Origin of the sequence: Lutibacter flavus (assembly GCF_900188355.1) — a bacterium.
In the GTDB taxonomy this organism is placed as follows: Bacteria; Bacteroidota; Bacteroidia; order Flavobacteriales; family Flavobacteriaceae; genus Lutibacter; species Lutibacter flavus.
The window spans coordinates 516,283-538,365 of record NZ_FZNX01000002.1; the positions used below are offsets into that span (position 1 = coordinate 516,283).

Annotated in this window: 22 protein-coding genes; 16 read left to right on the forward strand and 6 right to left on the reverse strand. The window is 29.4% G+C overall.

What is annotated here, in order from left to right; translation table 11 throughout:
- Positions 1–75: 75 nt before the first annotated feature.
- The gene (uvrC, locus tag CHB63_RS08485; RefSeq protein ID WP_394335313.1) at positions 76–1,869 is read left to right on the forward strand and encodes an excinuclease ABC subunit UvrC; all 1,794 of its coding nucleotides are present in this window, start codon (positions 76–78) and stop codon (positions 1,867–1,869) included.
- On the forward strand, positions 1,866–4,076 hold the full coding sequence (locus CHB63_RS08490; RefSeq protein WP_089378023.1) for a patatin-like phospholipase family protein: 2,211 nt from the start codon (positions 1,866–1,868) through the stop codon (positions 4,074–4,076). The genes uvrC and CHB63_RS08490 overlap by 4 nt, the downstream gene beginning before the upstream one ends.
- Before the next feature lie 51 nt (positions 4,077–4,127).
- On the opposite strand, the gene CHB63_RS08495 is transcribed toward CHB63_RS08490, so the two are convergent.
- The gene (locus tag CHB63_RS08495) at positions 4,128–5,678 is read right to left on the reverse strand and encodes an Rne/Rng family ribonuclease (protein ID WP_089378024.1); all 1,551 of its coding nucleotides are present in this window, start codon (positions 5,676–5,678) and stop codon (positions 4,128–4,130) included.
- 271 nt (positions 5,679–5,949) lie between these two features.
- Positions 5,950–6,240: an HU family DNA-binding protein gene (locus tag CHB63_RS08500; protein WP_089378025.1), complete on the reverse strand. Its 291-nt coding sequence runs from the start codon at positions 6,238–6,240 to the stop codon at positions 5,950–5,952.
- A gap of 132 nt (positions 6,241–6,372) precedes the next feature.
- Between CHB63_RS08500 and mutY the strand changes: the two genes are divergently transcribed.
- The 5 genes from mutY to CHB63_RS08525 are packed head-to-tail and all read left to right on the forward strand — an operon-like array spanning position 6,373 to position 10,852.
- Positions 6,373–7,413 (forward strand): A/G-specific adenine glycosylase, encoded by a 1,041-nt coding sequence (gene mutY, locus CHB63_RS08505; RefSeq protein ID WP_089378026.1) that lies wholly within the window; start codon positions 6,373–6,375, stop codon positions 7,411–7,413.
- A 41-nt stretch (positions 7,414–7,454) separates the two neighbouring features.
- A complete protein-coding gene (locus CHB63_RS08510) occupies positions 7,455–7,898 on the forward strand; it encodes a single-stranded DNA-binding protein (RefSeq protein ID WP_089378027.1) in 444 nt (147 codons plus the stop codon).
- Positions 7,899–7,919: 21 nt separating this feature from the next.
- Complete coding sequence (gene gldE, locus CHB63_RS08515; protein WP_245856866.1) at positions 7,920–9,227, forward strand: gliding motility-associated protein GldE; 1,308 nt, start codon at positions 7,920–7,922, stop codon at positions 9,225–9,227.
- 17 nt (positions 9,228–9,244) lie between these two features.
- Positions 9,245–9,796: a gliding motility lipoprotein GldD gene (gene gldD / locus CHB63_RS08520; RefSeq protein ID WP_089378028.1), complete on the forward strand. Its 552-nt coding sequence runs from the start codon at positions 9,245–9,247 to the stop codon at positions 9,794–9,796.
- Positions 9,797–10,852: a COX15/CtaA family protein gene (locus CHB63_RS08525; RefSeq protein WP_089378029.1), complete on the forward strand. Its 1,056-nt coding sequence runs from the start codon at positions 9,797–9,799 to the stop codon at positions 10,850–10,852. It begins immediately after the preceding gene.
- A 52-nt stretch (positions 10,853–10,904) separates the two neighbouring features.
- On the opposite strand, the gene CHB63_RS08530 is transcribed toward CHB63_RS08525, so the two are convergent.
- Both CHB63_RS08530 and CHB63_RS08535 read right to left on the reverse strand, forming a co-directional pair.
- The gene (locus CHB63_RS08530; RefSeq protein ID WP_089378030.1) at positions 10,905–11,249 is read right to left on the reverse strand and encodes a hypothetical protein; all 345 of its coding nucleotides are present in this window, start codon (positions 11,247–11,249) and stop codon (positions 10,905–10,907) included.
- 64 nt (positions 11,250–11,313) lie between these two features.
- Positions 11,314–11,721, reverse strand: a complete 408-nt coding sequence (locus CHB63_RS08535) for a cation transporter (RefSeq protein ID WP_089378031.1) — start codon at positions 11,719–11,721, stop codon at positions 11,314–11,316.
- A gap of 90 nt (positions 11,722–11,811) precedes the next feature.
- On the opposite strand from CHB63_RS08535, the gene CHB63_RS08540 reads away from it, so the two are divergent.
- Entirely contained in the window at positions 11,812–12,684 is an 873-nt protein-coding gene (locus CHB63_RS08540; protein ID WP_089378032.1) for a DMT family transporter, read from the forward strand.
- A 48-nt stretch (positions 12,685–12,732) separates the two neighbouring features.
- Here the strand turns inward: CHB63_RS08540 and CHB63_RS08545 are convergent, their stop codons facing one another.
- Positions 12,733–14,793 carry an insulinase family protein gene (locus CHB63_RS08545; protein WP_089378137.1) on the reverse strand — a complete coding sequence of 687 codons (2,061 nt, stop codon included), beginning with the start codon at positions 14,791–14,793 and terminating at the stop codon, positions 12,733–12,735.
- A gap of 20 nt (positions 14,794–14,813) precedes the next feature.
- Positions 14,814–16,133, reverse strand: a complete 1,320-nt coding sequence (locus tag CHB63_RS08550) for a M16 family metallopeptidase (protein ID WP_089378033.1) — start codon at positions 16,131–16,133, stop codon at positions 14,814–14,816.
- A 333-nt stretch (positions 16,134–16,466) separates the two neighbouring features.
- On the opposite strand from CHB63_RS08550, the gene rplU reads away from it, so the two are divergent.
- The 8 genes from rplU (at position 16,467) to moaA (ending at position 22,067) form a co-directional block, all read left to right on the forward strand.
- A complete protein-coding gene (rplU, locus tag CHB63_RS08555; protein WP_089378034.1) occupies positions 16,467–17,132 on the forward strand; it encodes a 50S ribosomal protein L21 in 666 nt (221 codons plus the stop codon).
- Between the two features lie 35 nt (positions 17,133–17,167).
- The gene (gene rpmA / locus CHB63_RS08560) at positions 17,168–17,428 is read left to right on the forward strand and encodes a 50S ribosomal protein L27 (RefSeq protein WP_089378035.1); all 261 of its coding nucleotides are present in this window, start codon (positions 17,168–17,170) and stop codon (positions 17,426–17,428) included.
- Between the two features lie 84 nt (positions 17,429–17,512).
- A complete protein-coding gene (locus CHB63_RS08565; protein ID WP_089378036.1) occupies positions 17,513–18,745 on the forward strand; it encodes a 3-deoxy-D-manno-octulosonic acid transferase in 1,233 nt (410 codons plus the stop codon).
- Positions 18,742–19,377 carry a Crp/Fnr family transcriptional regulator gene (locus CHB63_RS08570; protein WP_089378037.1) on the forward strand — a complete coding sequence of 212 codons (636 nt, stop codon included), beginning with the start codon at positions 18,742–18,744 and terminating at the stop codon, positions 19,375–19,377. The genes CHB63_RS08565 and CHB63_RS08570 overlap by 4 nt, the downstream gene beginning before the upstream one ends.
- A 72-nt stretch (positions 19,378–19,449) precedes the next feature.
- Positions 19,450–20,007, forward strand: coding sequence for a YeeE/YedE family protein (locus CHB63_RS08575; RefSeq protein ID WP_089378038.1), 558 nt, complete (start codon positions 19,450–19,452; stop codon positions 20,005–20,007).
- A gap of 10 nt (positions 20,008–20,017) precedes the next feature.
- Positions 20,018–20,431, forward strand: a complete 414-nt coding sequence (locus tag CHB63_RS08580; protein WP_089378039.1) for a DUF6691 family protein — start codon at positions 20,018–20,020, stop codon at positions 20,429–20,431.
- A gap of 17 nt (positions 20,432–20,448) precedes the next feature.
- On the forward strand, positions 20,449–21,081 hold the full coding sequence (locus tag CHB63_RS08585; RefSeq protein WP_089378040.1) for a Crp/Fnr family transcriptional regulator: 633 nt from the start codon (positions 20,449–20,451) through the stop codon (positions 21,079–21,081).
- Positions 21,081–22,067, forward strand: coding sequence for a GTP 3',8-cyclase MoaA (gene moaA / locus CHB63_RS08590; RefSeq protein ID WP_089378041.1), 987 nt, complete (start codon positions 21,081–21,083; stop codon positions 22,065–22,067). The genes CHB63_RS08585 and moaA overlap by 1 nt, the downstream gene beginning before the upstream one ends.
- Positions 22,068–22,083: the final 16 nt, after the last annotated feature.

Consider the following 22,083-nt stretch of genomic DNA (forward strand, 5'->3'; position numbering starts at 1 on the left):
TACTATAGATTTTTGCAAGAAAACTGAAATCTATATAAAAAGTAGTACTTTTATTTTTCAAATCATTTAATCTTTTTGGAACTAGAAATTCAAATAAAATCGCTACCAAATCAGCCTGGAGTTTATCAATATTATGATAAAAATGGGACTATTTTATACATAGGAAAAGCTAAAAATTTAAAAAAAAGAGTTGCTTCCTATTTTAATAAAAATCATGATTACGGTAAAACTAAAGTATTGGTTAAAAAAATTGCCGATATAGAGCACATTGTGGTTAATACAGAAACGGATGCGTTGTTATTAGAGAATAATTTAATAAAAAAATACCAACCAAGATACAATGTAATGCTGAAGGATGATAAAACATATCCTTGGATTTGTATAAAAAAAGAACGTTTTCCACGAATATTTTTAACTAGAAATATTATTAAAGATGGTTCTGAATATTATGGCCCTTATACTTCAGTAAGAACAGCAAAAGCATTATTAGACCTTATCAAGGAGCTGTATCAACTGCGCTCGTGTAATTATGATTTAAGCGAAAGAAATGTTGAAACAAAAAAATATAAGGTGTGCTTAGATTTTCATATTGGAAATTGTAAAGGCGCTTGTGAAGGTTTGCAAGCCGAGGAGGATTACGATAGGGATATTTCAGCTATTAGAAATATTGTAAAAGGTAATTTTAAAGAAGCTATTGTATCCTTTGAAGATTTAATGATGTATTATGCAGGAGAAATGGAGTTTGAAGAGGCTCAAAAAATCAAAGAAAAAATTGATTTATTGGCCAATTATCAGGCGAAATCTACTGTGGTAAACCCATCAATTACAAATGTTGATGTTTTTTCAATTGTTTCTGATGAGAGTTATAGTTATGTGAATTTTTTCAAAATTTCTAACGGGGCAATTATTCAGTCTCATACTTCTGAAATTAAAAAGAAATTAAATGAAACTGATAAAGAATTATTGGAGCTTGCAATTGTAGAACTTCACCAACGATTTAATTCGCAATCAAAGGAAATTTATGTGCCTTTTGACGTTGATGTAGGTGAGAATTTAAAAGTAACTGTTCCTAAATTAGGTGATAAATTACGAATCGTAGAGCTGAGTATTAGAAATGCTAAATACTTTAGACAAGATAAATTAAAGCAAATTAAAATTATTGACCCTGATAGACATGTAAATCGAATTATGGAACAAATGAAAAAGGATTTGCGTTTATCAAAAGAACCAAGACATATTGAATGTTTTGATAATTCTAATATTCAAGGAACCAATCCAGTTGCAGCTTGTGTAGTTTTTAAAGATGGAAAACCCAGTAAAAAAGATTATCGTAATTTTAATATAAAAACGGTTGAGGGGCCAGATGATTTTGCGTCTATGGAAGAGGTTGTTTTTAGGCGATATAAAAGATTAAAAGACGAGGGACAGGCATTGCCACAATTAATTGTAATTGATGGAGGAAAAGGGCAATTATCATCAGCATTAAAAAGTTTAGATGTTTTAGGGTTAAGAAATAAAATTGCAATTATCGGAATAGCAAAACGTTTAGAAGAAATATATTATCCAGAAGATCCTGTTCCAATGTATTTAGATAAAAAATCTGAAACTTTAAAAATAATTCAACAACTAAGAAATGAGGCACATAGATTTGGAATAACACACCATAGAAATAAGAGAAGTAAAAGTGCTATTACAAATGAATTAGAGCATATTTCTGGAATTGGAAAGCAAACTATTGTATCTTTATTAAGTCATTTTAAATCGGTAAAAAGAGTGGGTTTAGCTTCTCTTGAAGAGATAGAAAGTGTAGTAGGAAAAGACAAAGGGAAGAAAGTATTTAATCATTACCAAAAAAAATCAAAAAAGTGAGAAAAATTATAATTTTGATGTTTTTATTTTCTGTAGCAATTTCTTTTTCACAAGAAGTTTCTGAAAAGAAAGATGTTAAAGTGGGTCTGGTTTTAAGTGGTGGTGGAGCAAAAGGATTGGCACATGTAGCTGTATTAAAAGTCTTAGAAGAAGCAGGCATTAGAGTAGATTATATTGGAGGCACAAGTATGGGAGCTATCGTAGGTGCATTATATGCGTCTGGTTATAGTGCTTCTCAATTGGATTCAATAGTAAGAAAAATAGATTTTAATAGAATATTAACCGACCAAACACCAAGAAAATCGAAACCCTTCTATGAAAAAGAAAGTGGTGAAAAATATGCGCTAACATTACCAATTATTTATAAAAAAGTTGGAATTCCAAAAGCAATTTCTGAAGGTCAAAATGTATTAAACTTACTTACAAAACTAACTGAACATGTTGGTGATATTACTAACTTTAATGAGTTGCCAATTCCGTTTGTTTGTATTGCAACAAACTTAGAAACAGGAAAACAAGTAATATTAGATAAAGGGTTTTTACCTGAGGCGGTTAAGGCAAGTGGATCTTTTCCAACGTTATTAGCTCCTGTTGAAATTGATGGAAAATTATTAACTGATGGTGGAATTGTAAATAATTTCCCAGTAGATGAAGTTAAAGCAATGGGTGCGGATATAATTATCGGTGTAGATATTCAAAGTGGTTTAGATAAAAAGGAAAATTTAGACTCGGCAGTTAAAATATTAAATCAAATTGTTGGGTTTCAAATGTATAAAACTCTAGAGTCTAAATATCAGAATGTAGATGTACTCATTAAACCAGATTTAACAGATTATAATGTAGTTTCCTTCGATAAAGTATCTGAAATAATGATTGAAGGTGACAGATCTTCTCGTGAAAAATTTGATCAACTTAAAGCTATTGCAAAAAATCAAATATCACATAGATCTTCAATAATAAAAACAAATCAAATTCAAAAATATCATATTAAAAACATAAGTATAGAAGGAAATCAGAACTATACTAGAGCATATATTTTAGGAAAACTTAATTTAAAAAAACAAGATACAACTAGTTATAATAGATTAATTGAAAGTATAAATAACTTATTTGCAACTGGTAATTTTGAAAATATTCAATACAAAATGTTGGATAGTAATGTTTTAAGTTTGAAAGTAAAGGAGCATAGAATAGCCAATTATCTTCAGTTAGGAGCTCATTTTGATGATTTATATAAAACGGGAATACTAATTAATTCTACATCAAAACACCTTTTAAATAAAAATGATGTGTTATCAGCAGATTTAATTTTAGGGGACAATATTAGATATAATTTTAATTATTTTATTGATAATGGTTTTTATACAAGTTTTGGAATAAAATCGAGGTATAATAGTTTTAATTCTAATGTTAATTTTGATGATGCCAACGTAAATAAAATAAATTTAGTTTATGAAGATTTTACAAATCAAATCTATTTTCAAACGGTATTCAGTAGAAAATTTGCAATTGGAATTGGTGGAGAACATAAACATTTAAAAGCTTTTACCGAAACAATTTCATCTCTTGATAATACTAATATAACTGCTAGTCGCAATAAAAGATTGAATTTTGACAATTCGGATTACCTAAATTTGATAGCTTATTTAAAACTTGACACTTATAACAAAAAGTATTTTCAAAAAAATGGCGCTTTTTTAGATGTTGATTTCAGGTGGTTTTTGAGCTCATCAGATTATAATAATAATTTTAATTCTTTTTCTCAATTAAAAGGTAAAGCTGGATTTGCGCACACTTTTTTTAATGCATTAACTGCACACTTTAATACAGAAGCTGGAATTACTATAGGTGAAAATGAAAATAGAGCGTTGGATTATAATGTTGGAGGTTATGGAGAAAATTTTATTAATACATTTATACCTTTTTATGGCTATGATTTTGCAGAATTAAATGCGAATTCTTTTTTAAAATCAGGATTAACTTTAAGATTTGAGTTTTTGCCAAAAAATTATTTTTCGGCAACAGCTAATTTTGCAAGAGTTGGAAAGGATTTGTTTAATAAAGGAAAGATTTTTGAAAATACCAAAACAGGTTATATGTTAGGCTATGGGTTGGATACTTTCTTAGGCCCAGTTGAAATCAACTACACTTGGTCACCTGATCATAATTTGAAATATTGGTATTTTAATGTTGGGTATTGGTTTTAAAAAAAGCCCTGCTTTTAAACAGGACTTTATAGATATTGTATGAGCCTTAATTTAATTAATTGGTTCACCAGTATTATTGGTGAATTCAAAATTTAAATATTGGTATGCATCTCTTGGTAAAATTTTAATCCACTTTTTGTATTTTGTAAACCATCTATGTTGTATCGATGGAATTCCTTTTTTTAAGTATGCAGCAATAAAAGGATGTACATTAAGTAGTATCTTTTTATGCTCTTTTAAAGTAATAAGTTTGTCAAGTTCAGCTTCAATTTTATCAATTATTACAATTGGAGCTTCTACTTCTCCTAAACCACTTGGATTAGGTTCTTGTGTTTTTATTACTAATTCAGGTCTAACTCTTTGTCTTGTAATTTGAACTAAGCCAAATTTACTTGGAGGCAATATTTTGTGTTTTGTTCTATCGAATGCCATCTCCTTTCTTAAATGATCATAGAGTTTTTGTCTATGTTCTGGAGTGTGCATATCAATAAAATCTACAACAATAATTCCACCCATATCGCGCAATTGCAACTGTCTAGCAATCTCTGATGCCGCTATTAAATTAACTTCCAGCGCGGTATCTGCTTGAGACATTGCTTTATTTGATCTGTTACCACTATTTACGTCAATAACATGAAGCGCTTCTGTGTGTTCAATTACTAAATAAGCTCCTTTACTCATAGATACTGTACGTCCAAAAGAAGTTTTAATTTGGCGTTCAATACCAAACTTCTCAAAAATGGGAAGTTTAGATCTATATAAGGATACAATAGATTCTTTTTCTGGCGCAATTTCTTGAAGATATTCTTTTGTTTCTAAATACATTGTTTCATCATTTGTTACAATGCTTGTAAAAGAATCGTTAAAAATATCTCTTAAAATTGAGGAAGCTCTGTTTAATTCGCTTAGTACTTTTATTGGTGTTTGTTGTGCCTTAGATTGTCTAATCTTTTTACACATTACCACCCATCTTTCTAAAGAGTTTTGTAGGTCTTTATCTAATTCTGCTACTTTTTTGTTTTCGGCAACAGTTCTAATAATAACTCCAAATCCTTTAGGTTTAATGCTTTTTATAAGCCTTTTTAATCGTTCTTTTTCCAAAGGATCCATAATTTTTTGTGATACGGATACGCGATCAGAGAAAGGAACTAAAACTAAATATCTACCAGCAATTGAAATCTCAGAACTCATTCGAGGTCCTTTGGTAGAAATAGGTTCTTTTACAATTTGTACTAATGAACTTTGACCTGATTTTAATACATCAACTATACTTCCATTTTTATCAATGTCTTTTTCTAGTTGAAAGTTTTTTAAAGTGTAATCTTTAATTTTACCTGTTTTGATACCATTTATAAATTTATTTAATGATTTTAACTGTGCTCCTAAGTCATGATAATGTAAAAAACCGTCTTTTTCATAACCTACGTTAACAAACGAGGCGTTTAATCCGGAAAGTACTTTACCAATTTTAGCTAAAAATACATCACCAACGGAAAATTTATTTTCGTTAGATTCATTATTTAATGCAGTTAATCTACCATCTTTTAATAAGGCAAAATCAATATCAGAGGAATTTGATCGTATAATTAATTCTGTTTTCACTCTGAATTGTTTTTGTGTTCAAATAAAAAATTTGAACGATTTATAATAAGTTGTACAGGAATGTTTACCCAACAATATTTGCATTTTGCAAATATCTATTTCAATGAACTTTTTAAAGTTAAAGAAAAAAGTAAGCTTAGCTTACTTTTTCTTTTTGTGTCTGTTAGCTCTAGCTCTCTTTTTACGTTTGTGAGTAGAGATTTTAGCTCTTTTTCTTTTTTTACCACTTGGCATAATAAAATGTTGTTTTGTGTTAATAATTTCTTTTAAACTAAGCTACTTTCACTTTGCTTTTTACACCCTCTACAAATACTTTTGCAGGTTTAAATGCAGGAATGTTGTGAGCTGGTATTTTAATTGTAGTATTTTTAGAAATGTTTCTTCCAGTTTTTTCGGCTCTAGTTTTAATAATAAAACTTCCAAATCCTCTTAAGTAAACATTGTCTCCTTTTTCTAAAGAATTCTTTACCTCGTCCATAAACGCTTCTACAGTTGCTAAAACATCTGCTTTTTCTATTCCAGATTTATCTGAAATATTTGATACGATTTCTGCTTTCGTCATTTTTAATATAGTTATATATGTTATTATAAAATTAAGACGGCAAATATAAGATATAATAATCAAAATCAAAAAGTTAATTCATTAAAATTTAATCAATTAAAAGATGTATTATTGCGTTTTACGAAAAAACGGATGAATTTTTCTAAACAACTCATATACTGGTATTTAATTAATAAAAGAGATTTGCCTTGGCGCACCACAGATAATCCATATTATATTTGGTTGTCAGAAATTATTTTACAGCAAACCAGAGTAGACCAAGGAATGGCATATTATTTCAAGTTTGTTGAGAATTTTCCAACTATAAAAGATTTGGCTGATGCTCAGGAAGAACATGTTTTAAAACTGTGGCAAGGGCTTGGTTATTATTCAAGAGCTAGATATTTACATTTTTCTGCAAAATACATTGTTAATGAGCATAATTGTATTTTTCCTTCTTCATATAATACTATACTAAAATTAAAAGGTGTAGGGGATTATACCGCTTCAGCAATTGCTTCAATTTGTTTTAATGAACCAACAGCTGTTGTTGATGGAAATGTATACAGAGTGTTGTCTCGTTATTTTGGAATTTTTACTCCTATTAATAGTACTAATGGAATTAAGGAATTTAAAAAATTAGCCCAGCAATTAATTGATGTAAAAAAACCAGGAATACATAACCAGGCGGTTATGGAATTTGGCGCTAGAATGTGCAAGCCTCAAAATCCTGACTGTAACAATTGTCCGTTAAACGATAGTTGTTTTGCATTATCCAAAAATAGTATAAAAGAGTTGCCTGTTAAAGTGAAAAAATTAAAAATTAAAAATAGGTATTTCAATTATTTAGTAATTCATTCAAAAAGCAATACAACAAAAATGGTTAAAAGAGAAAAAGGTATTTGGCTTAATCTCTATGAATTTCCATTAATTGAAACTTCGGAACCTATTGATAAAAATCAGTTAATAAAGCACGAAATTTTTAATGATTTATTTGATTCAAAAGAATTAAATGTAAAACTTTTCACTAGAGAAGAAAAGCCTCATAAACTTTCACATCAACATATTTTCACTAAGTTTTGGATTGTAAAAACTCGTGATTCCAAAAATTTTAATAATTCTTGGGATGATATTGAAAAATTACCTGTTCCAGCTTTAATAGATAATTTTTTAACCCAGTATAAAAGCAACTAAATTTTTTAGTACTTTTGATTATTAAATAATACCTTAAAAAAATGGCTGGAACAGTAAATAAAGTAATTCTTATTGGGCATTTAGGAGACGAAGTTAAAATGCATTATTTTGATGGAGGAAATTCTATTGGTCGTTTTCCTATAGCCACAAACGAAACTTACACAAATAAGCAAACGGGTGAAAAAGTAACCACAACAGAATGGCATAACATTGTGGTTAGAAATAAATTAGCAGAAATTTGTGAAAAATATTTGAATAAAGGGGATAAAGTGTATTGTGAGGGAAGAATAAAAACTCGCCAATGGGAAGGAGAGGATGGTTCTAAAAGATATACAACAGAAATTCATGTTACAGATATGACTTTTTTAACAACTAAAAGTGAATTAAATTCACAAGCTCCAAATGCTGTGCCTGAAAAAGCTGAAACACCAAAAAAAGAAATTTCCCATAAAGAAAAAGAAGTAGATGATGATTTACCTTTTTAAGTTTAATTAAATTGAAAATAATTGGATCCTGAACCCGAATTTTTATTAATTAATTTAGCGGAAAGTTTTAATCCGTGGCTCATTCTTAGCGTTTTAATGTTAGTTATGTTGCTAATTCTTTCAGCATTAATTTCTGGTGCTGAAGTGGCGTTCTTTTCCTTATCACAAAAAGCGATAACAAAAGCTTCAGAATCTAATTCCAATAATCAAAAAGCAGTGGTAGAATTATTAGAAAAACCACAGAAACTTTTAGCGACTATTTTAATTTCAAATAATTTCATAAATATTTTAATAGTATTAATCTTTGCTTTCATAGGCGAAATTGTATTTAGTAATATTTCATCGGAAATTTTAAAGTTTTTGATTGAAGTTGTTTTGGTAACCTTTTTGATTTTACTTTTTGGAGAGGTTTTACCTAAAGTATATGCAACAAGAAATTCGTTAAAGTTTGCTGTATTTATGGTGCTGCCAATTAAAATTTTAAACTCTCTTCTAACAGTAGTAAGCTTGCCATTAATGAGTTTAACTTCTGTTATTGAAAATAGATTGAGAAAAAAACAATCTAATTTATCTGTTGAAAAATTATCTCAAGCCCTAGAATTAACCTCAGATGAGGCGACAACAAAAGACGAGCAAAAAATATTGCAAGGAATTGTAAATTTTGGGAATACCGAAACCGGTCAAATAATGACACCTCGTATAGATGTTTTTGCAATTTCTAATAGTGAATCATATGAAGAAGTTATTGATAAAATTGTAAAAAAAGGGTATTCTAGAAATCCAGTTTATAGCGAAAGTACAGATGATATAATTGGAGTATTATACGCTAAAGATTTATTGCCGCACTTAAATAAGAAAAATTTTAAATGGCAGGATATAATTAGAGAACCTTATTTTGTTCCGGAAAATAAAAAATTGGATGATTTATTGAAAGAATTTCAGGAAAAGAAAAATCATTTGGCAATTGTGGTTGATGAATATGGAGGAACAAGCGGTGTTATTTCCCTTGAAGATGTTATTGAAGAAATAGTAGGAGATATTAATGATGAATTTGATGATGATGATATTTCATATTCAAAATTAGATGCCAATAATTATTTATTTGATGGTAAAACCAACTTAAAGGACTTTTACAAAATTTTAGAAATTCAAGATACAGAGTTGTTTGATAAAAAAAAGGGAGAATCTGAAACTATTGCGGGATTTCTTTTAGAGATTCATGGTAAGTTTCCAAAGAAAAACGAAGTAATAATTTTTAAGCCTTATACGTTTAAAATAGAATCGATGGATGTTCGAAGAATAAAACAAATTAAAGTTACAATTAATTGAAAAACAGATTATAGTTAATGAAAAATTTTATTTTACTAATACTCTTTATTTCAATATTAAATTCTTGTGGAAGTGATTCTTTACCAAAACCAAAACCATATTTAAAACTTCAGTATCCAGAAGCTTCATATATAAAAGTTAGTCCTGATTGCCCTTATAATTTCGAAGTTTCAGAATTAGCAACTATTAATTTTAAAGATAAATGCTGGTCAACAATTGCATATCCAGAGTTAAAAGCGACTATACATATTACGTATAGGCCCGTTAATAATAATTTGGATGAGATTTTAAAAGAAACGGAAAAATTAACCTATGAACATACAATAAAAGCGGATGCCATTAATATGATTCCTTATGAAAATTTTGAAAAAAAGGTTTTTGGGAAGTTATTTAATGTTGAGGGTAATGTTGCTACAAATATTCAGTTTCAGGTTACTGATAGTGTAAAACACGTGTTGGCTGGAGCATTATATTTTTATACAAAACCAAATTATGATTCAATAATACCAGCCATAAAATATATTGAAAAAGATATTATTCATTTGGTTGAAACATTAGAATGGGAATAAATGAGAAGTAAAAGTTTTAAATACACAAAGGTAATTAGATATTGGCTATTGCTAGGTTTAGTAATGTTAATAGGTCAAGTGATTTTAGGAGGGATAACACGACTAACTGGTTCTGGGCTGTCGATTACGCGTTGGGATGTAATTACTGGTGTTATACCCCCATTAAATGCAGAAGAATGGATTGAAGCTTTTGAATTATACAAAGCTACACCTCAGTATCATAAAATCAACTCTACTTTTAATATTGCAGATTTTAAATTTATTTATTTTTGGGAATATTTTCATAGGCTTTGGGTTCGTTCACTAGGCTTTATTTTTTTAATCCCCTTTGTATTTTTTCTTGCTAAAAAGAAAATTAATTTTTATTTAGTTAAGCGATTAGGGTTGGTGGTTTTACTAACAATATTAACAGCTTCAGCTGGTTGGATAATGGTACAAAGCGGATTGGTAGATAGACCTTGGGTAAATGCATACAAACTTACAATTCATTTTATTTTAGCAATTTTAGTAATTGCAGCAATGGTTAAAACTGTTGCGGATGTTTATAATTATGGAGGTGAGAAGATTTTAATTTCGACAAAATTAGTACCAATAATTATTCTTATAACTTTTGTTCAAATGATATTTGCCGGATTAATGTCTGGTATGCGAGCGGGTTTATATTATCCAAGTTGGCCAGATATGAACGGGGAATTTATTCCAGATGTTTTGTGTATTTCTGAAAATTGGACTTGGGGCAATATGATTAATTACGATAGTTATTTATTTGCTCCTGCTTTTATTCAATTTTCACATAGAATGTTAGCCTACCTTTTGTTTGTATTAACCATTTATATGTTTTTTAATTTAAAGAGTATAGTTCAAAATAGAGGTGGTATCTGGCTAAAGTCATCTCTTTGGTTGTTAATTGTTCAGGTAGTTCTTGGGGTTTTAACAGTATTAAATGTACAAGGTAAAATTCCTTTGTTTCTTGGAGTAAGTCATCAACTAGTGGGAGTATTATATTTTATAAGTTTATTATTTTTGTATTATTCATTAAGAAAACAAAAAGCATAAAAAAAACTCCAATTATTAATTGGAGTTTTTAAAATGTGTTTAAAATTAAATCTTACTGTTTTGTAACATCTTTTACAGCGTCAACACCAGCTTTAACTTCTTTTTTTACAGCTTCAGCTCCATCTTTTACAGCTTCAGCACCTTCTTCTAATTTTTTCTTAGCAGCTTCAGCAGCATCTTTTGCGTCAGCAGATAATGAATCTACAGCTTTTTCTACACCTTCAACAACACCTTCAGCAGCTTCAGTTGCATCACCAGCAGCTTCTTCTACAGCATCTTTTGCAGCTTCTACTTCAGTAGATATAGCATCCTTAACTTCTTCTTTTTTAGTTTCTTTACAAGAAACAGCAATTACACTAATTAATGCAATAGCAATTAATAATTTGATTGATTTCATAATTTAGATTGATTTTTTATTATAACTACAAAGGAACCACTTTTTTACCTTTTTTAACAAAAATTTATTCATTTATTTCAATAATTGGGTCAATTTTTGCTGTTTTTTCAATAATTTCATCTAATTCTTTGGTTTTTGTAACAGAATACAAATCTCCACCAGCTATTTTACTAATATTTTTAACGATATCTTTTTTGCTTAATTTGTCAGAATCAAATGTAAATATGCCTTTTTTAGATTCAAAATCAACATTTGTGTATGTTACGCCTTCAACTTTTGATAATTTGGATTGAATTAATCGAGCACATCCAATTTCGCAAGTCATTCCTTCAATATCCACTTCAATACTTTTAAAGCTTGTAGCAACTTCTTGTGTTTTTGTTGCAGGGCTTTCAATTAAGTCCTTTTTTTTAGACTCGTTGCAAGCTGAGGAGATAAAAACAATAAATAATAATGTTACTATTTTTTTCATAATTGGTTCCTAATTAATAATTTATGCGAATTTATAAACTATAAACTATAAAACCGAATATTTAACCGAATTTTGCATTTTATTAAGAAAATGGAAAAAGGAAAATTACGTTGGATATATTTAGTAATTCTTTCATTAATTTGGGGGAGCTCATTTATTTTAATGAAAAGAGCTTTATTAGGTTTATCACCAATACAAGTTGGAGCTTTAAGAACATTATTTACAGCTATATTTTTAATTATAATTGGAGGTAAAAAAATATTTAAAATTAAAAGGAAACATTGGTATTATTTAACCTTAAATGGATTTGTAGGCACTTTTTTTCCTGCTTTTTTGTTTGCCTTTGCCATTGATAAAATTGACAGTTCTATTGCTTCAATTTTAAATTCTTTAACACCACTAAATACGTTAATTTTTGGTGCTTTAGTTTTTGGGTTTAGTTTTAGAAAACGACAATTAATAGGTGTTTTAATTGGCCTAATTGGTACATTAATGCTTATTTTAAAAGGAGCTGAGGTAAATCCGAATCAAGATTATTTTTATGCAAGTTTTATTTTAATAGCTTCAATAGGCTACGCTTTAAATGTTAATATATTAAAAAAATATTTGTACGATTTAGACGCTTTAAGTATTACAGTAGCTAATTTTGTATTGCTTATAATACCTACGTTAATTGTATTGTGGTTCACAAACTTTTTTGAAACTTTTGAACTTAATCAATCCACTAAGTCAGGAATGTTTTATTTAGCAATATTAGCTGTTTTTGGAACTGGTTTGGCTAAAATTATGTTTAATAGGTTAATTCAAATATCTACTCCTATATTTTCTTCATCAGTAACTTATTTAATTCCTATTGTTGCAATAACCTGGGGTATTCTTGATGGTGAAAGAATAACCTTATTTCAGGTTGTTTCTGGTGCTATTATTATGTTTGGGGTTTATTTAGTTAATAAAACTAAATAAAAACGACTCAATTTCTTGAGCCGTTTTATTACCTTATTAAGGTGATAGTTATTGAAAGTCAACTTCTGTAACTCCTTCATTTATTTTTACTTCCTTAACTTCAAAAGTAAATTGTTGAGGACCAACTGACATTCCCATAGTGTGTGGAATTTTTATTCCATTTACTTCTTTATAATTACTAAAAGTTAATGCTTGCTCCATAGTTTGTCCCATTGCTTTTAACACAGTTACTTGTTTTGTTTTTAAACCAGTTGTTGTGTCATAATATACTGTAATATCCTCGCCAACTTTTACTACATAAGAGTCACGGCCATCCATTGGTTCTATTTTTTCAAGAGTAACTTTATCATCAGTTTTATAACCCATTTCTACAAAAGGTACTGTTGATGATTTAGATTTCTCCAATTCGGCTCCTTCTAATTCTTTTTTCATTCCTTGTTGTTCAGAATAACCTTTTTCACCATCAAATTTCATTTTAGATAAAACCATTCCCATACCTGAAACTTGAACGGATTGTTTGTTAGGTATCATAGATTTAGATTCCATTGTTAACGCCATCCCTTGCATTGTTGCTTCCGCTTTTGTGAATGTGGTTTTAATAGCATTAACCCTATCTAAACCACCAATTGCCTTAAGGTAATTATTAAATACAATTTCCTTTGTAATATCTGCAGGAATTGGTTTTGTCATTTCTGGTTTTGATGTTTTTGTAGCTTCTTTATCAAAATAAGAAATACCATATGGTAATTTTTCTAGATTTGGCAATACATCCAAAGCTTTTCCAACAATTACAACTCTTGCATTATCTGCACTAAAATATTTTTGAGCAACACGTTGAATATCATCAACAGTTACGGCATTTAGTTTTTGTAAGTAAGTTTCATAAAAGTCCTCAGGTAAGTTTTTAGTTACAATATTTAAAGCGTAACTAGCTGCTGTTGATGGCCTTTCTAGAGCCATTACAAAGTTACCAACATAGGCGGCTTTAGCATTTTTCAACTCCTCTTCAGTTACTTTTGTTTCTCTGAAATTTTTGATTTCTTTGATAAATTCAACAACTGAACTATCTGTAACCATATTTCTTACACTAGCTGATGATTTAAATTTAGAAGAAGTTCTTTCGTTTGTGCCTAAACTTGAGTAGGCGCCGTAAGTATATCCCTTATCTTCACGTAAGTTTAAGAAAAGTCTACCTTCTCCACCACCACCAAATATTTTATTTGCTAATCTAGTTGCAAAATAATCTGGGTGTCCCATTTTTAAATCAACAGTATTTACAACAGCAACACTAGATTGAACAGCATTTGGCATGTTAACAAAATTGATTTCAGTTTTTGCAACATTATTTACAGTTGGAATCGTATATGCTGGTAAATCTCCTTTTTTCCATTTACCGAATTGTTTCTTTACAAGCTTTTTAACATCCTTAAAATTAACATCTCCAATAATTACTAAATAAGCATTATTAGGTTTAAAGTATGTACTATAGAAATCCTTGACGTCAGCTATTGTAACATTTTTAACTGTAGTTTCAGTTTCAAATTCTCCATAAGGATGGTTTTTACCATAAACTAATGCACCTTCAACTTTACCCGCAATTTCTCCAACACTGTTTTCCCCGGATTTGATTCCTTCAAGAAGTTGTGCTTGTTGTTTTTCGAATTCTTCTTGTGTTAATAATGGATTTTGAATTGCATCAGCCATTAAAGTTAAAATTCGAGGGAAATATTTAGATAAGGTATTAAAACTTGCGTTTTGGCTACCAATGTTAAGCGAAGCACCTAAAAAATCAATTTCTTCAACAAAAACATCTTTAGGCATTGATGTTGTTCCATTTCCCATCATTCCAGCAGTGATACTAGAAACTCCAGCTTTTTCGCCTTCAAAAATAGGTCCATTATCTAAAATTAAACTAGCTGTTACTTTTGGTAATTTATGATTTTCTACAACCATAACTTTTAATCCGTTTTTAAGATCAAATGTTTGAGGTTTCCCTAAATTAATTTTAGGTGCTGGTCCGGCAACTGGTTGTTTTGTTCTATCTATTTGTGCTGTTACTCCTAAAGAAAGAAGAAACAATGCAATTAATGTTGTTATTTTAGTTCTCATATGTTTTTTCATCTTTAAAATTATTCACTTTTAGTTTTTAAGTAGTCCATTTCAACGCGTTTATTTTTGTTTAAATATTCAGTTGCAACACGTTTGATGTCTTCTCTTGTAATTGAACGATAAATATTAATTTCGTCGTTAATTAATTTGGTATTTCCTTTAAGTGTATAATTTGCAGCTAGTGTATTTGCTATATTTTGAACTCCGGAATTTGAATTCACAAAATTATTTTCAAATTTGTTTTGCAATTTTTGATATTCTTTTTCAGAAATTAATTCTGTTTGAAGTTTTGTGATTTCATCATCCATTTCTTTTGCTAAATCATCTAAAGAAGTTTCACCCATAGGTAAAGCACCCATAATATATGTGCCATAATCTTCTTGCGAGTCATTAAAAGCTAAAACTTGAAGCGCCTTTTTTTCTTCAACTAACTTTTTATACATTCTAGAACTTTTTCCACTTGTTAAAATAGAAGAAACCATATCCAAAGTATAAGCATCTTTGTCTTTATTAGAAGGAGTTCTAAAAATAAATAATTTAATAGGTATTTGAATGTTAGAGTCAAACTCCGTTACTTTTACAGAAGCTGTAATTGGGTCTTCTTTTATATTAACTCTTGTAACTTCTTCTCCTTTTGGAATATCACCAAAATAATCTTGAATCATTTTTTTGGTTTCTGAAGTTTTAAAATCCCCTGCTACAACAAGTACTGCATTATTAGGAGCATAGAATTTTTTATGAAATGCTAAAAACTCATCTAACTGAGCGGCATCTAAATCTTCCATACTTCCAATTACGGAATTTTTGTATGGATGTTTTTTAAAGATGTGTTGGTTAATACCTGTTCTATAAATAATTTTACCATAAGGAGCATTATCTATTCTTGCTCTTTTTTCCTCCTTTACAACTTCATTTTGAGTATCAACACCATCTTGATTTATTACAGGGTGAAGCATACGTTCTGACTCTAACCATAATCCAAGTGCTAAATTGTTAGATGGAAAAGTTTCATAATAGAAAGTTCTGTCTTGTGTAGTGTTGGCGTTATTACTTCCTCCATTGGCAGATACAATTTTAAAAAATTCACCTTTAGGAATATTTTCAGTTCCTTCAAATAATAGATGCTCAAAAAAGTGAGCAAATCCGGTTCTTCCTTTTACCTCATCCTTTGCCCCAACATGATACATTACTGCAGTGGTAACAACTGGTGCCGCGTTATCTTGGTGTAAGATAACATGCAGGCCATTGCTTAAATCGTACTCTTCAAATTCTACTTTTTGCGCAAAAATACTTACACTTAAAAATAGTGCTAAAAAGCCTGAATAATAAATTTTTCTCATAGTTATTAATGTGTTTTAATTGAAATGAATAATACATACTTGTCGCATGTTATTGTGTAATGTTACAATTTTAAAATGAAAATTAAAAAATGAATATTAATTAATTGTTTTCTCATAGCAAGATTGATAGCCAAATTTAACAAACGATTATGTTATTAAAAAGAATCTAAAAGGAAATTAACGAAACATTAATATAAATTTTATAAGTAGCTAAAAATGAGTATTTTCTTTATGAAAATTTTGTTTTGTTGAATGAGAAAAAATCTATATATTTGCACCCGCCTTAATAGAAAAGGTAATTATTTATTAATAAAGCGAATAAAAACTATACGTATGTATGCAATTGTAGAGATAGCAGGGCAGCAGTTTAAAGTTGCAAAAGACCAAAAAGTTTTTGTACATCGTTTACAAGAAGAAGAAGGATCAAAAGTTTCTTTTGATAAAGTTCTTCTTTTAGATAACGAAGGTGCAGTAACAGTTGGCGCCCCAGCTATAGAAGGAGCCGAAGTAACGGCCAAAATCTTAAGTCACTTACAAGGTGATAAAGTAATCGTTTTCAAAAAGAAACGTAGAAAAGGATACAGAAAAAAGAATGGTCATCGTCAGGCTTTAACTGAAATTCAAGTTGAAAGTATTGCCGCAAGTGGTGCTAAGAAAAAAGCTCCAGCTAAAAAAGCAGCTCCTAAAAAGGAGGAAGCTCCAAAAGTAGCAGTAAAAGCTCCAGCTAAAAAATCAGCAGCAAAAGCCGATGATTTAAAGAAAATTGAAGGTGTTGGACCTAAAGCTGCAGAAGCAATGGTAAATGCAGGTTTAGAAACTTTTGCTAAAGTAGCAAAAGCTGATCCAGCAAAATTAAGTGAAATTTTAACTGAAGCAAGTTCAAGATTAGCACATTTAGTTACAGACACTTGGCCAAAACAAGCTGGTTTAGCTGCAGATGGTAAGTGGGATGAATTAAAAGAATTACAAGATAGATTAGACGGAGGCGTTGAAAAATAAATCTGTAAAGTTTAACAAAATAAAACCATAACATCATGGCACATAAAAAAGGAGTAGGTAGTTCGAAGAATGGTAGAGAATCAGAATCGAAACGTCTTGGAGTAAAAATATTTGGTGGACAAGCTGCAATTGCAGGAAATATTATTATCCGTCAAAGAGGTACTTCACACCATCCTGGTGAAAACGTATATATGGGAAAAGATCATACTTTACACGCAAAAGTGGACGGTTTGGTGAAATTCCAAAAGAAAAGAGATAATAGATCTTACGTTTCTATTGAGCCTTTCGACGCTTAAGAAACGAATCTTTTAAAATTTAAACTCCCAAACTGAAAAGTTTGGGAGTTTTTTTATTAGCTTATTTTGTACATTTGTGCTCTTATGTATTTTTTATATAGCATACTCGTTTTTAAGGTTAGTTTAGGGTTAAAAATAATTACACTTTTCAATAAAAAAATTAGACTTTTTGTTGAAGGAAGAAAACAATCTTTTTCGAAACTACAAGAAGTGATTTCTGAAAAAGATTCGGTTATTTGGATGCATTGTGCCTCACTTGGGGAGTTTGAGCAAGGAAGACCAATATTAGAAAAATTAAGAGAGAAGTATCCGGCAAAAAAAATAGTGTTAACTTTTTTCTCTCCTTCTGGCTATGAAATTAGAAAGAATTATGAAATTGCGGATGTTGTTTGTTACCTACCTATAGATTCTATTAAAAATGCTAAAAAATTTCTTAATTTAGTCAATCCAGAAACTGCTATTTTCGTTAAATATGAATTTTGGCCTAATCTATTGAATGAACTCAATAACAGAAAGATTGATACAATTTTAGTTTCTGGAATTTTTAGAAAAAATCAACTGTTTTTTAAATGGTATGGGGGCTGGATGCAAAATTCTTTAAAAGCATTTTCTCATTTTTTTATTCAAGATGAAATTTCTAAAAGTTTATTAAAGAGTATTGATTTTACGAATGTTACGGTTTGTGGAGATACACGATTTGACCGTGTTTATGAGATTACAAAGCAAAATAATCAATTAGATTTTATTTCAGAATTTAAAAATGATTCACTTACATTAGTTGCTGGTAGTACTTGGAAAGAAGATGAGGATTTATTGGTAAATTATATTAATAACCACGCTACAAGCGATCAAAAATTTATAATTGCTCCACATAATATCATTGCTAAGGATATTGAAGTATTAAAAAATTCAATATCAAAAAGTGTTGTTTTATATTCAGAAATAGGAGCTAAAAATTTAAAAGATTTTCAAGTGTTTATTATAGATACAATTGGAATTCTTACAAAAATATATAGTTATGCCGATATTGCTTATGTTGGTGGAGGTTATACAAAATCGGGAGTTCACAATGTCCTAGAACCAGCAACATTTGGTGTGCCAATTATAATTGGTCCTAATTTTCATAAATTTAATGAAGTTATTGACTTAGTTAAAAAGGAGGCCTGTTTTGTTGTTGATGATTCTCAAAAATTATCCGTACTTTTATCAGAGCTTTTTAATGAAAATCAAAAAAGACAAAAAGCAGGTTCAAGTGCGTTGAATTATGTAAAAAATAAAACAGGAGCTACTACTAAAATTATAAATTACTTAAAATGATTAGAGAAAAATTAGATAACTTTTATTCATACGTTTTTGAAAAAGAATTATTAGATGAAATTGAGCAAGTTGGTGTTTATAAAAAACTTCGAGAAAATGAATTATTAGTTGATTTAGGTGATCAAATGAAAGGGGTTCCGTTGTTATTAGATGGAGCAATAAAAATTGTTAGAGAAGATAAAAAAGGGGAAGAAATATTATTGTATTTTTTAGAAAAAGGAGATACTTGTGCAAGTTCATTTGCAAGTGCTATTTCTAATGGAAAATGTGGAATTAGAGCTATAGCAGAAAAAGAATCAGAAATAATTTTTCTTCCAAAAGAAAAGCTAGATGAATGGTTAGTAAAATATAAATCATGGAGAAATTTTGTAATTGATAGTTACAATATTCGTTTAAACGAAATGATGGAAACTATTGACACTTTGGCTTTTATGAGGATGGATGAGCGTTTGTATAAATACTTGACGGATAAAGCTCAAATAATGCGAGAGACGTCATTAAATACTACTCATCAAGACATTGCATATGATATGCATACATCACGAGTTGTTATTTCTAGATTATTAAAACAACTTGAGAATGAAGGGAAAATTAAGTTACACAGAAATAAAATTGAGATTTTAGAATTTTAGTTCCTGTAACATTTGTTACAGAGTAGCATAATTTATACGATACTTTTATAGTTCTAACTAATAAAATAAATTATGGAATTTATTTCTCAACCTTGGGCTTGGTATGTTGCCGGGCCTGTTATTGCGTTTGTCATGTTTTTATTATACTACTTTGGCGAACGATTTGGACTTTCTTCAAATTTAGAAACGTTTTGCTCTATTGCAGGAGCTGGAAAATTTGTTGACTATTTTAAAATAGATTGGAAACAGAATTCTTGGAATCTGGTTTTTGTTGCTGGTGGAATTACAGGGGGTTTTATTGCTTCACAATGGTTATCACCTACAGATATGGTTGCTCTAAACCCACAAACTATTCAAGATTTGGCTGATATTGGAATTCAAAATGCAGGAGCTTCTTATCTCCCTGATGAAATTTTTAGTATAGAAACCATGTTAAGTGTAAAAGGCTTTTTCATTCTATTAATTGCTGGTGTTATGGTTGGTTTTGGAGCCCGTTGGGCGGGCGGCTGTACATCTGGCCATGCAATTGTTGGTTTAAGCAATTTGGAGCTTCCATCATTAATTTCTGTTATTGGGTTTTTTATTGGAGGTTTAATTATGACCTGGTTTATTTTACCACTAATTTTTTAATTGAAGAGATATGAAATATATAAAATTTTTTTTAGTAGGAATTCTCTTCGGAATAGTGATGAGTAAAGCTGAGATTATTTCGTGGTTTAGAATCTATGAAATGTTCAAATTTCAATCTTTTCACATGTATGGAATTATTGGTTCAGCGGTTATGATTGGAATGGTAAGTATGTTGTTGTTCAGAAAAAAAGTTGTTAAAACATTTGAAGGTCAAGAAATTCACATACCACCTAAAAAAAGCGGTTTGTATCGTAATTTGTTGGGAGGAATTTTATTTGGTTTAGGTTGGGCCTTAGCAGGTGCTTGTCCAGGACCAATGTTTGTATTGTTAGGTAAAGGAGTTGTCTCTATTTTGGTTGTAATATTTGGAGCATCATTGGGGGCCTTTTTATATGGAACTTTTAAAGATAAATTGCCACATTAACAACAACTTTCTCTTAAATGAAAATAGATGAAATAGTTGATGAATATTTTTTAAATATTTTTGAGAAAAATTTACGAAATGAAATTTGTAAATATGCTGTATTAAAACATGCAGAACCGGATAAAATAATTTTAGAAATAAGAAGGGAAATAAAGTTTATCCCATTAATAATTTCTGGAGTTGCAAAAGTAATGCGACGAGATGGAAAAGGAAATGGTATTCTTCTACATTATTTAGCTGCAAAACAAACAAGTGCAATAGCAATAACTTACGCTATAGAGAATAAAAATAGTGAAATAAGAATTAAAGCTGAAAGCAATATTTCTTACATTGCAATACCCTCAAAAGTAGTAAATTCGTGGTTTGAAAAATACAAATCTTGGCGAGACTTTTATTTAAAAGAAAATCAAAAACAAACATCTCTTTTAATTGAAAAGATTAATAATATTGCTTTTGAAAATCTGGAATTTCGAGTGTTAAAATATTTAGAATATACGAGTTTAACACATAAAGATAAAACTATTAATCGGAAACATTTCGATATAGCTAGAGATTTAAAAGTTTCAAGAGAAGCAATTTCAAGAGTATTAAAAAAGTTGGAGAAAGAAGAAATGTTATCTTTAGGAAGAAATAAAATCACCCTCAATTAATGGAGTTAAGAGATAAGTTTGGAAGAAAAATTTCGTATTTACGATTAGCTATAACAGATCGATGTAATTTACGTTGTCAATACTGTATGCCTGCCCAAGGTATTAATATTGTGGATAGAACAGATTTACTTTCATACAAGGAGATGTATCGTATTGCACGGGTACTTTCTGAGCTTGGCGTTAATAAAGTGAGACTAACAGGAGGAGAGCCATTTGTTAGAAAAGATTTTATTAATTTTTTAGAATCGCTTTCATTTAATGATAAACTAGATGAAATTAATATTACTACCAACGGAGCTTTAATTTCAAATCACATAGATAAATTAGAAGAATTAAAAATAAATTCAATTAATCTTAGTATAGATAGTCTTCAAAGAGAAAAATTTGCTCAAATTACAAGAAGAGATGTTTTTGAAAATGTGTATGATACCTTTGAAAAATTAGAAAAAAGCAACTTAAATTTAAAGCTAAATATAGTTGTTCAATCTGGGTTTAATACCGATGAGATTATTGATTTTGTAGAGCTTTCAAAAAACAAGAATATTGCTGTTCGTTTTATTGAAGAAATGCCTTTTAATGGGAAAGGGCAAAGAGATATGAAAGAAGAGTGGAATTATAAAAAAATAATAAAACATATTAGAGATTATTATCCGGAAATAGAAACACTTATTTCTGAAAAATCATCAACTTCAAAAAACTTTAAAATACCAAATTATAAAGGTAATTTTGGTATTATACCTGCTTTTACAAGAACTATTTGTAACGATTGTAATAGAATTAGAATTACTGCAACCGGTATGTTTAAAAACTGTTTATTTGATGGTGGTGTTTTTAATGTAAGAGATTTTATTAGAAATGGTGCGAGTGATGAAGAATTGAAACAATTATTTATTTCAACGGTACATCATAAACCTGAAAATGGGTTTGTAGCTGAAGCTTCTCGCGGAAATGATGTCTCTGAAAGTATGTCTACAATTGGAGGGTAATCTTAAATAACTTAAA

Excerpts from the sequence above, each read along its gene's own strand:
- CHB63_RS08500 (WP_089378025.1), bottom strand. The coding sequence starts at position 6,240 with ATGACGAAAGCAGAAATCGTATCAAATATTTCAGATAAATCTGGAATA.
- mutY (WP_089378026.1), top strand. The coding sequence starts at position 6,373 with ATGAATTTTTCTAAACAACTCATATACTGGTATTTAATTAATAAAAGA.
- CHB63_RS08510 (WP_089378027.1), top strand. The coding sequence starts at position 7,455 with ATGGCTGGAACAGTAAATAAAGTAATTCTTATTGGGCATTTAGGAGAC.
- gldD (WP_089378028.1), top strand. The coding sequence starts at position 9,245 with ATGAAAAATTTTATTTTACTAATACTCTTTATTTCAATATTAAATTCT.
- CHB63_RS08525 (WP_089378029.1), top strand. The coding sequence starts at position 9,797 with ATGAGAAGTAAAAGTTTTAAATACACAAAGGTAATTAGATATTGGCTA.
- CHB63_RS08530 (WP_089378030.1), bottom strand. The coding sequence starts at position 11,249 with ATGAAATCAATCAAATTATTAATTGCTATTGCATTAATTAGTGTAATT.
- CHB63_RS08535 (WP_089378031.1), bottom strand. The coding sequence starts at position 11,721 with ATGAAAAAAATAGTAACATTATTATTTATTGTTTTTATCTCCTCAGCT.
- CHB63_RS08540 (WP_089378032.1), top strand. The coding sequence starts at position 11,812 with ATGGAAAAAGGAAAATTACGTTGGATATATTTAGTAATTCTTTCATTA.
- CHB63_RS08545 (WP_089378137.1), bottom strand. The coding sequence starts at position 14,793 with ATGAGAACTAAAATAACAACATTAATTGCATTGTTTCTTCTTTCTTTA.
- CHB63_RS08550 (WP_089378033.1), bottom strand. The coding sequence starts at position 16,133 with ATGAGAAAAATTTATTATTCAGGCTTTTTAGCACTATTTTTAAGTGTA.
- rplU (WP_089378034.1), top strand. The coding sequence starts at position 16,467 with ATGTATGCAATTGTAGAGATAGCAGGGCAGCAGTTTAAAGTTGCAAAA.
- rpmA (WP_089378035.1), top strand. The coding sequence starts at position 17,168 with ATGGCACATAAAAAAGGAGTAGGTAGTTCGAAGAATGGTAGAGAATCA.
- CHB63_RS08565 (WP_089378036.1), top strand. The coding sequence starts at position 17,513 with ATGTATTTTTTATATAGCATACTCGTTTTTAAGGTTAGTTTAGGGTTA.
- CHB63_RS08570 (WP_089378037.1), top strand. The coding sequence starts at position 18,742 with ATGATTAGAGAAAAATTAGATAACTTTTATTCATACGTTTTTGAAAAA.
- CHB63_RS08575 (WP_089378038.1), top strand. The coding sequence starts at position 19,450 with ATGGAATTTATTTCTCAACCTTGGGCTTGGTATGTTGCCGGGCCTGTT.
- CHB63_RS08580 (WP_089378039.1), top strand. The coding sequence starts at position 20,018 with ATGAAATATATAAAATTTTTTTTAGTAGGAATTCTCTTCGGAATAGTG.
- CHB63_RS08585 (WP_089378040.1), top strand. The coding sequence starts at position 20,449 with ATGAAAATAGATGAAATAGTTGATGAATATTTTTTAAATATTTTTGAG.
- moaA (WP_089378041.1), top strand. The coding sequence starts at position 21,081 with ATGGAGTTAAGAGATAAGTTTGGAAGAAAAATTTCGTATTTACGATTA.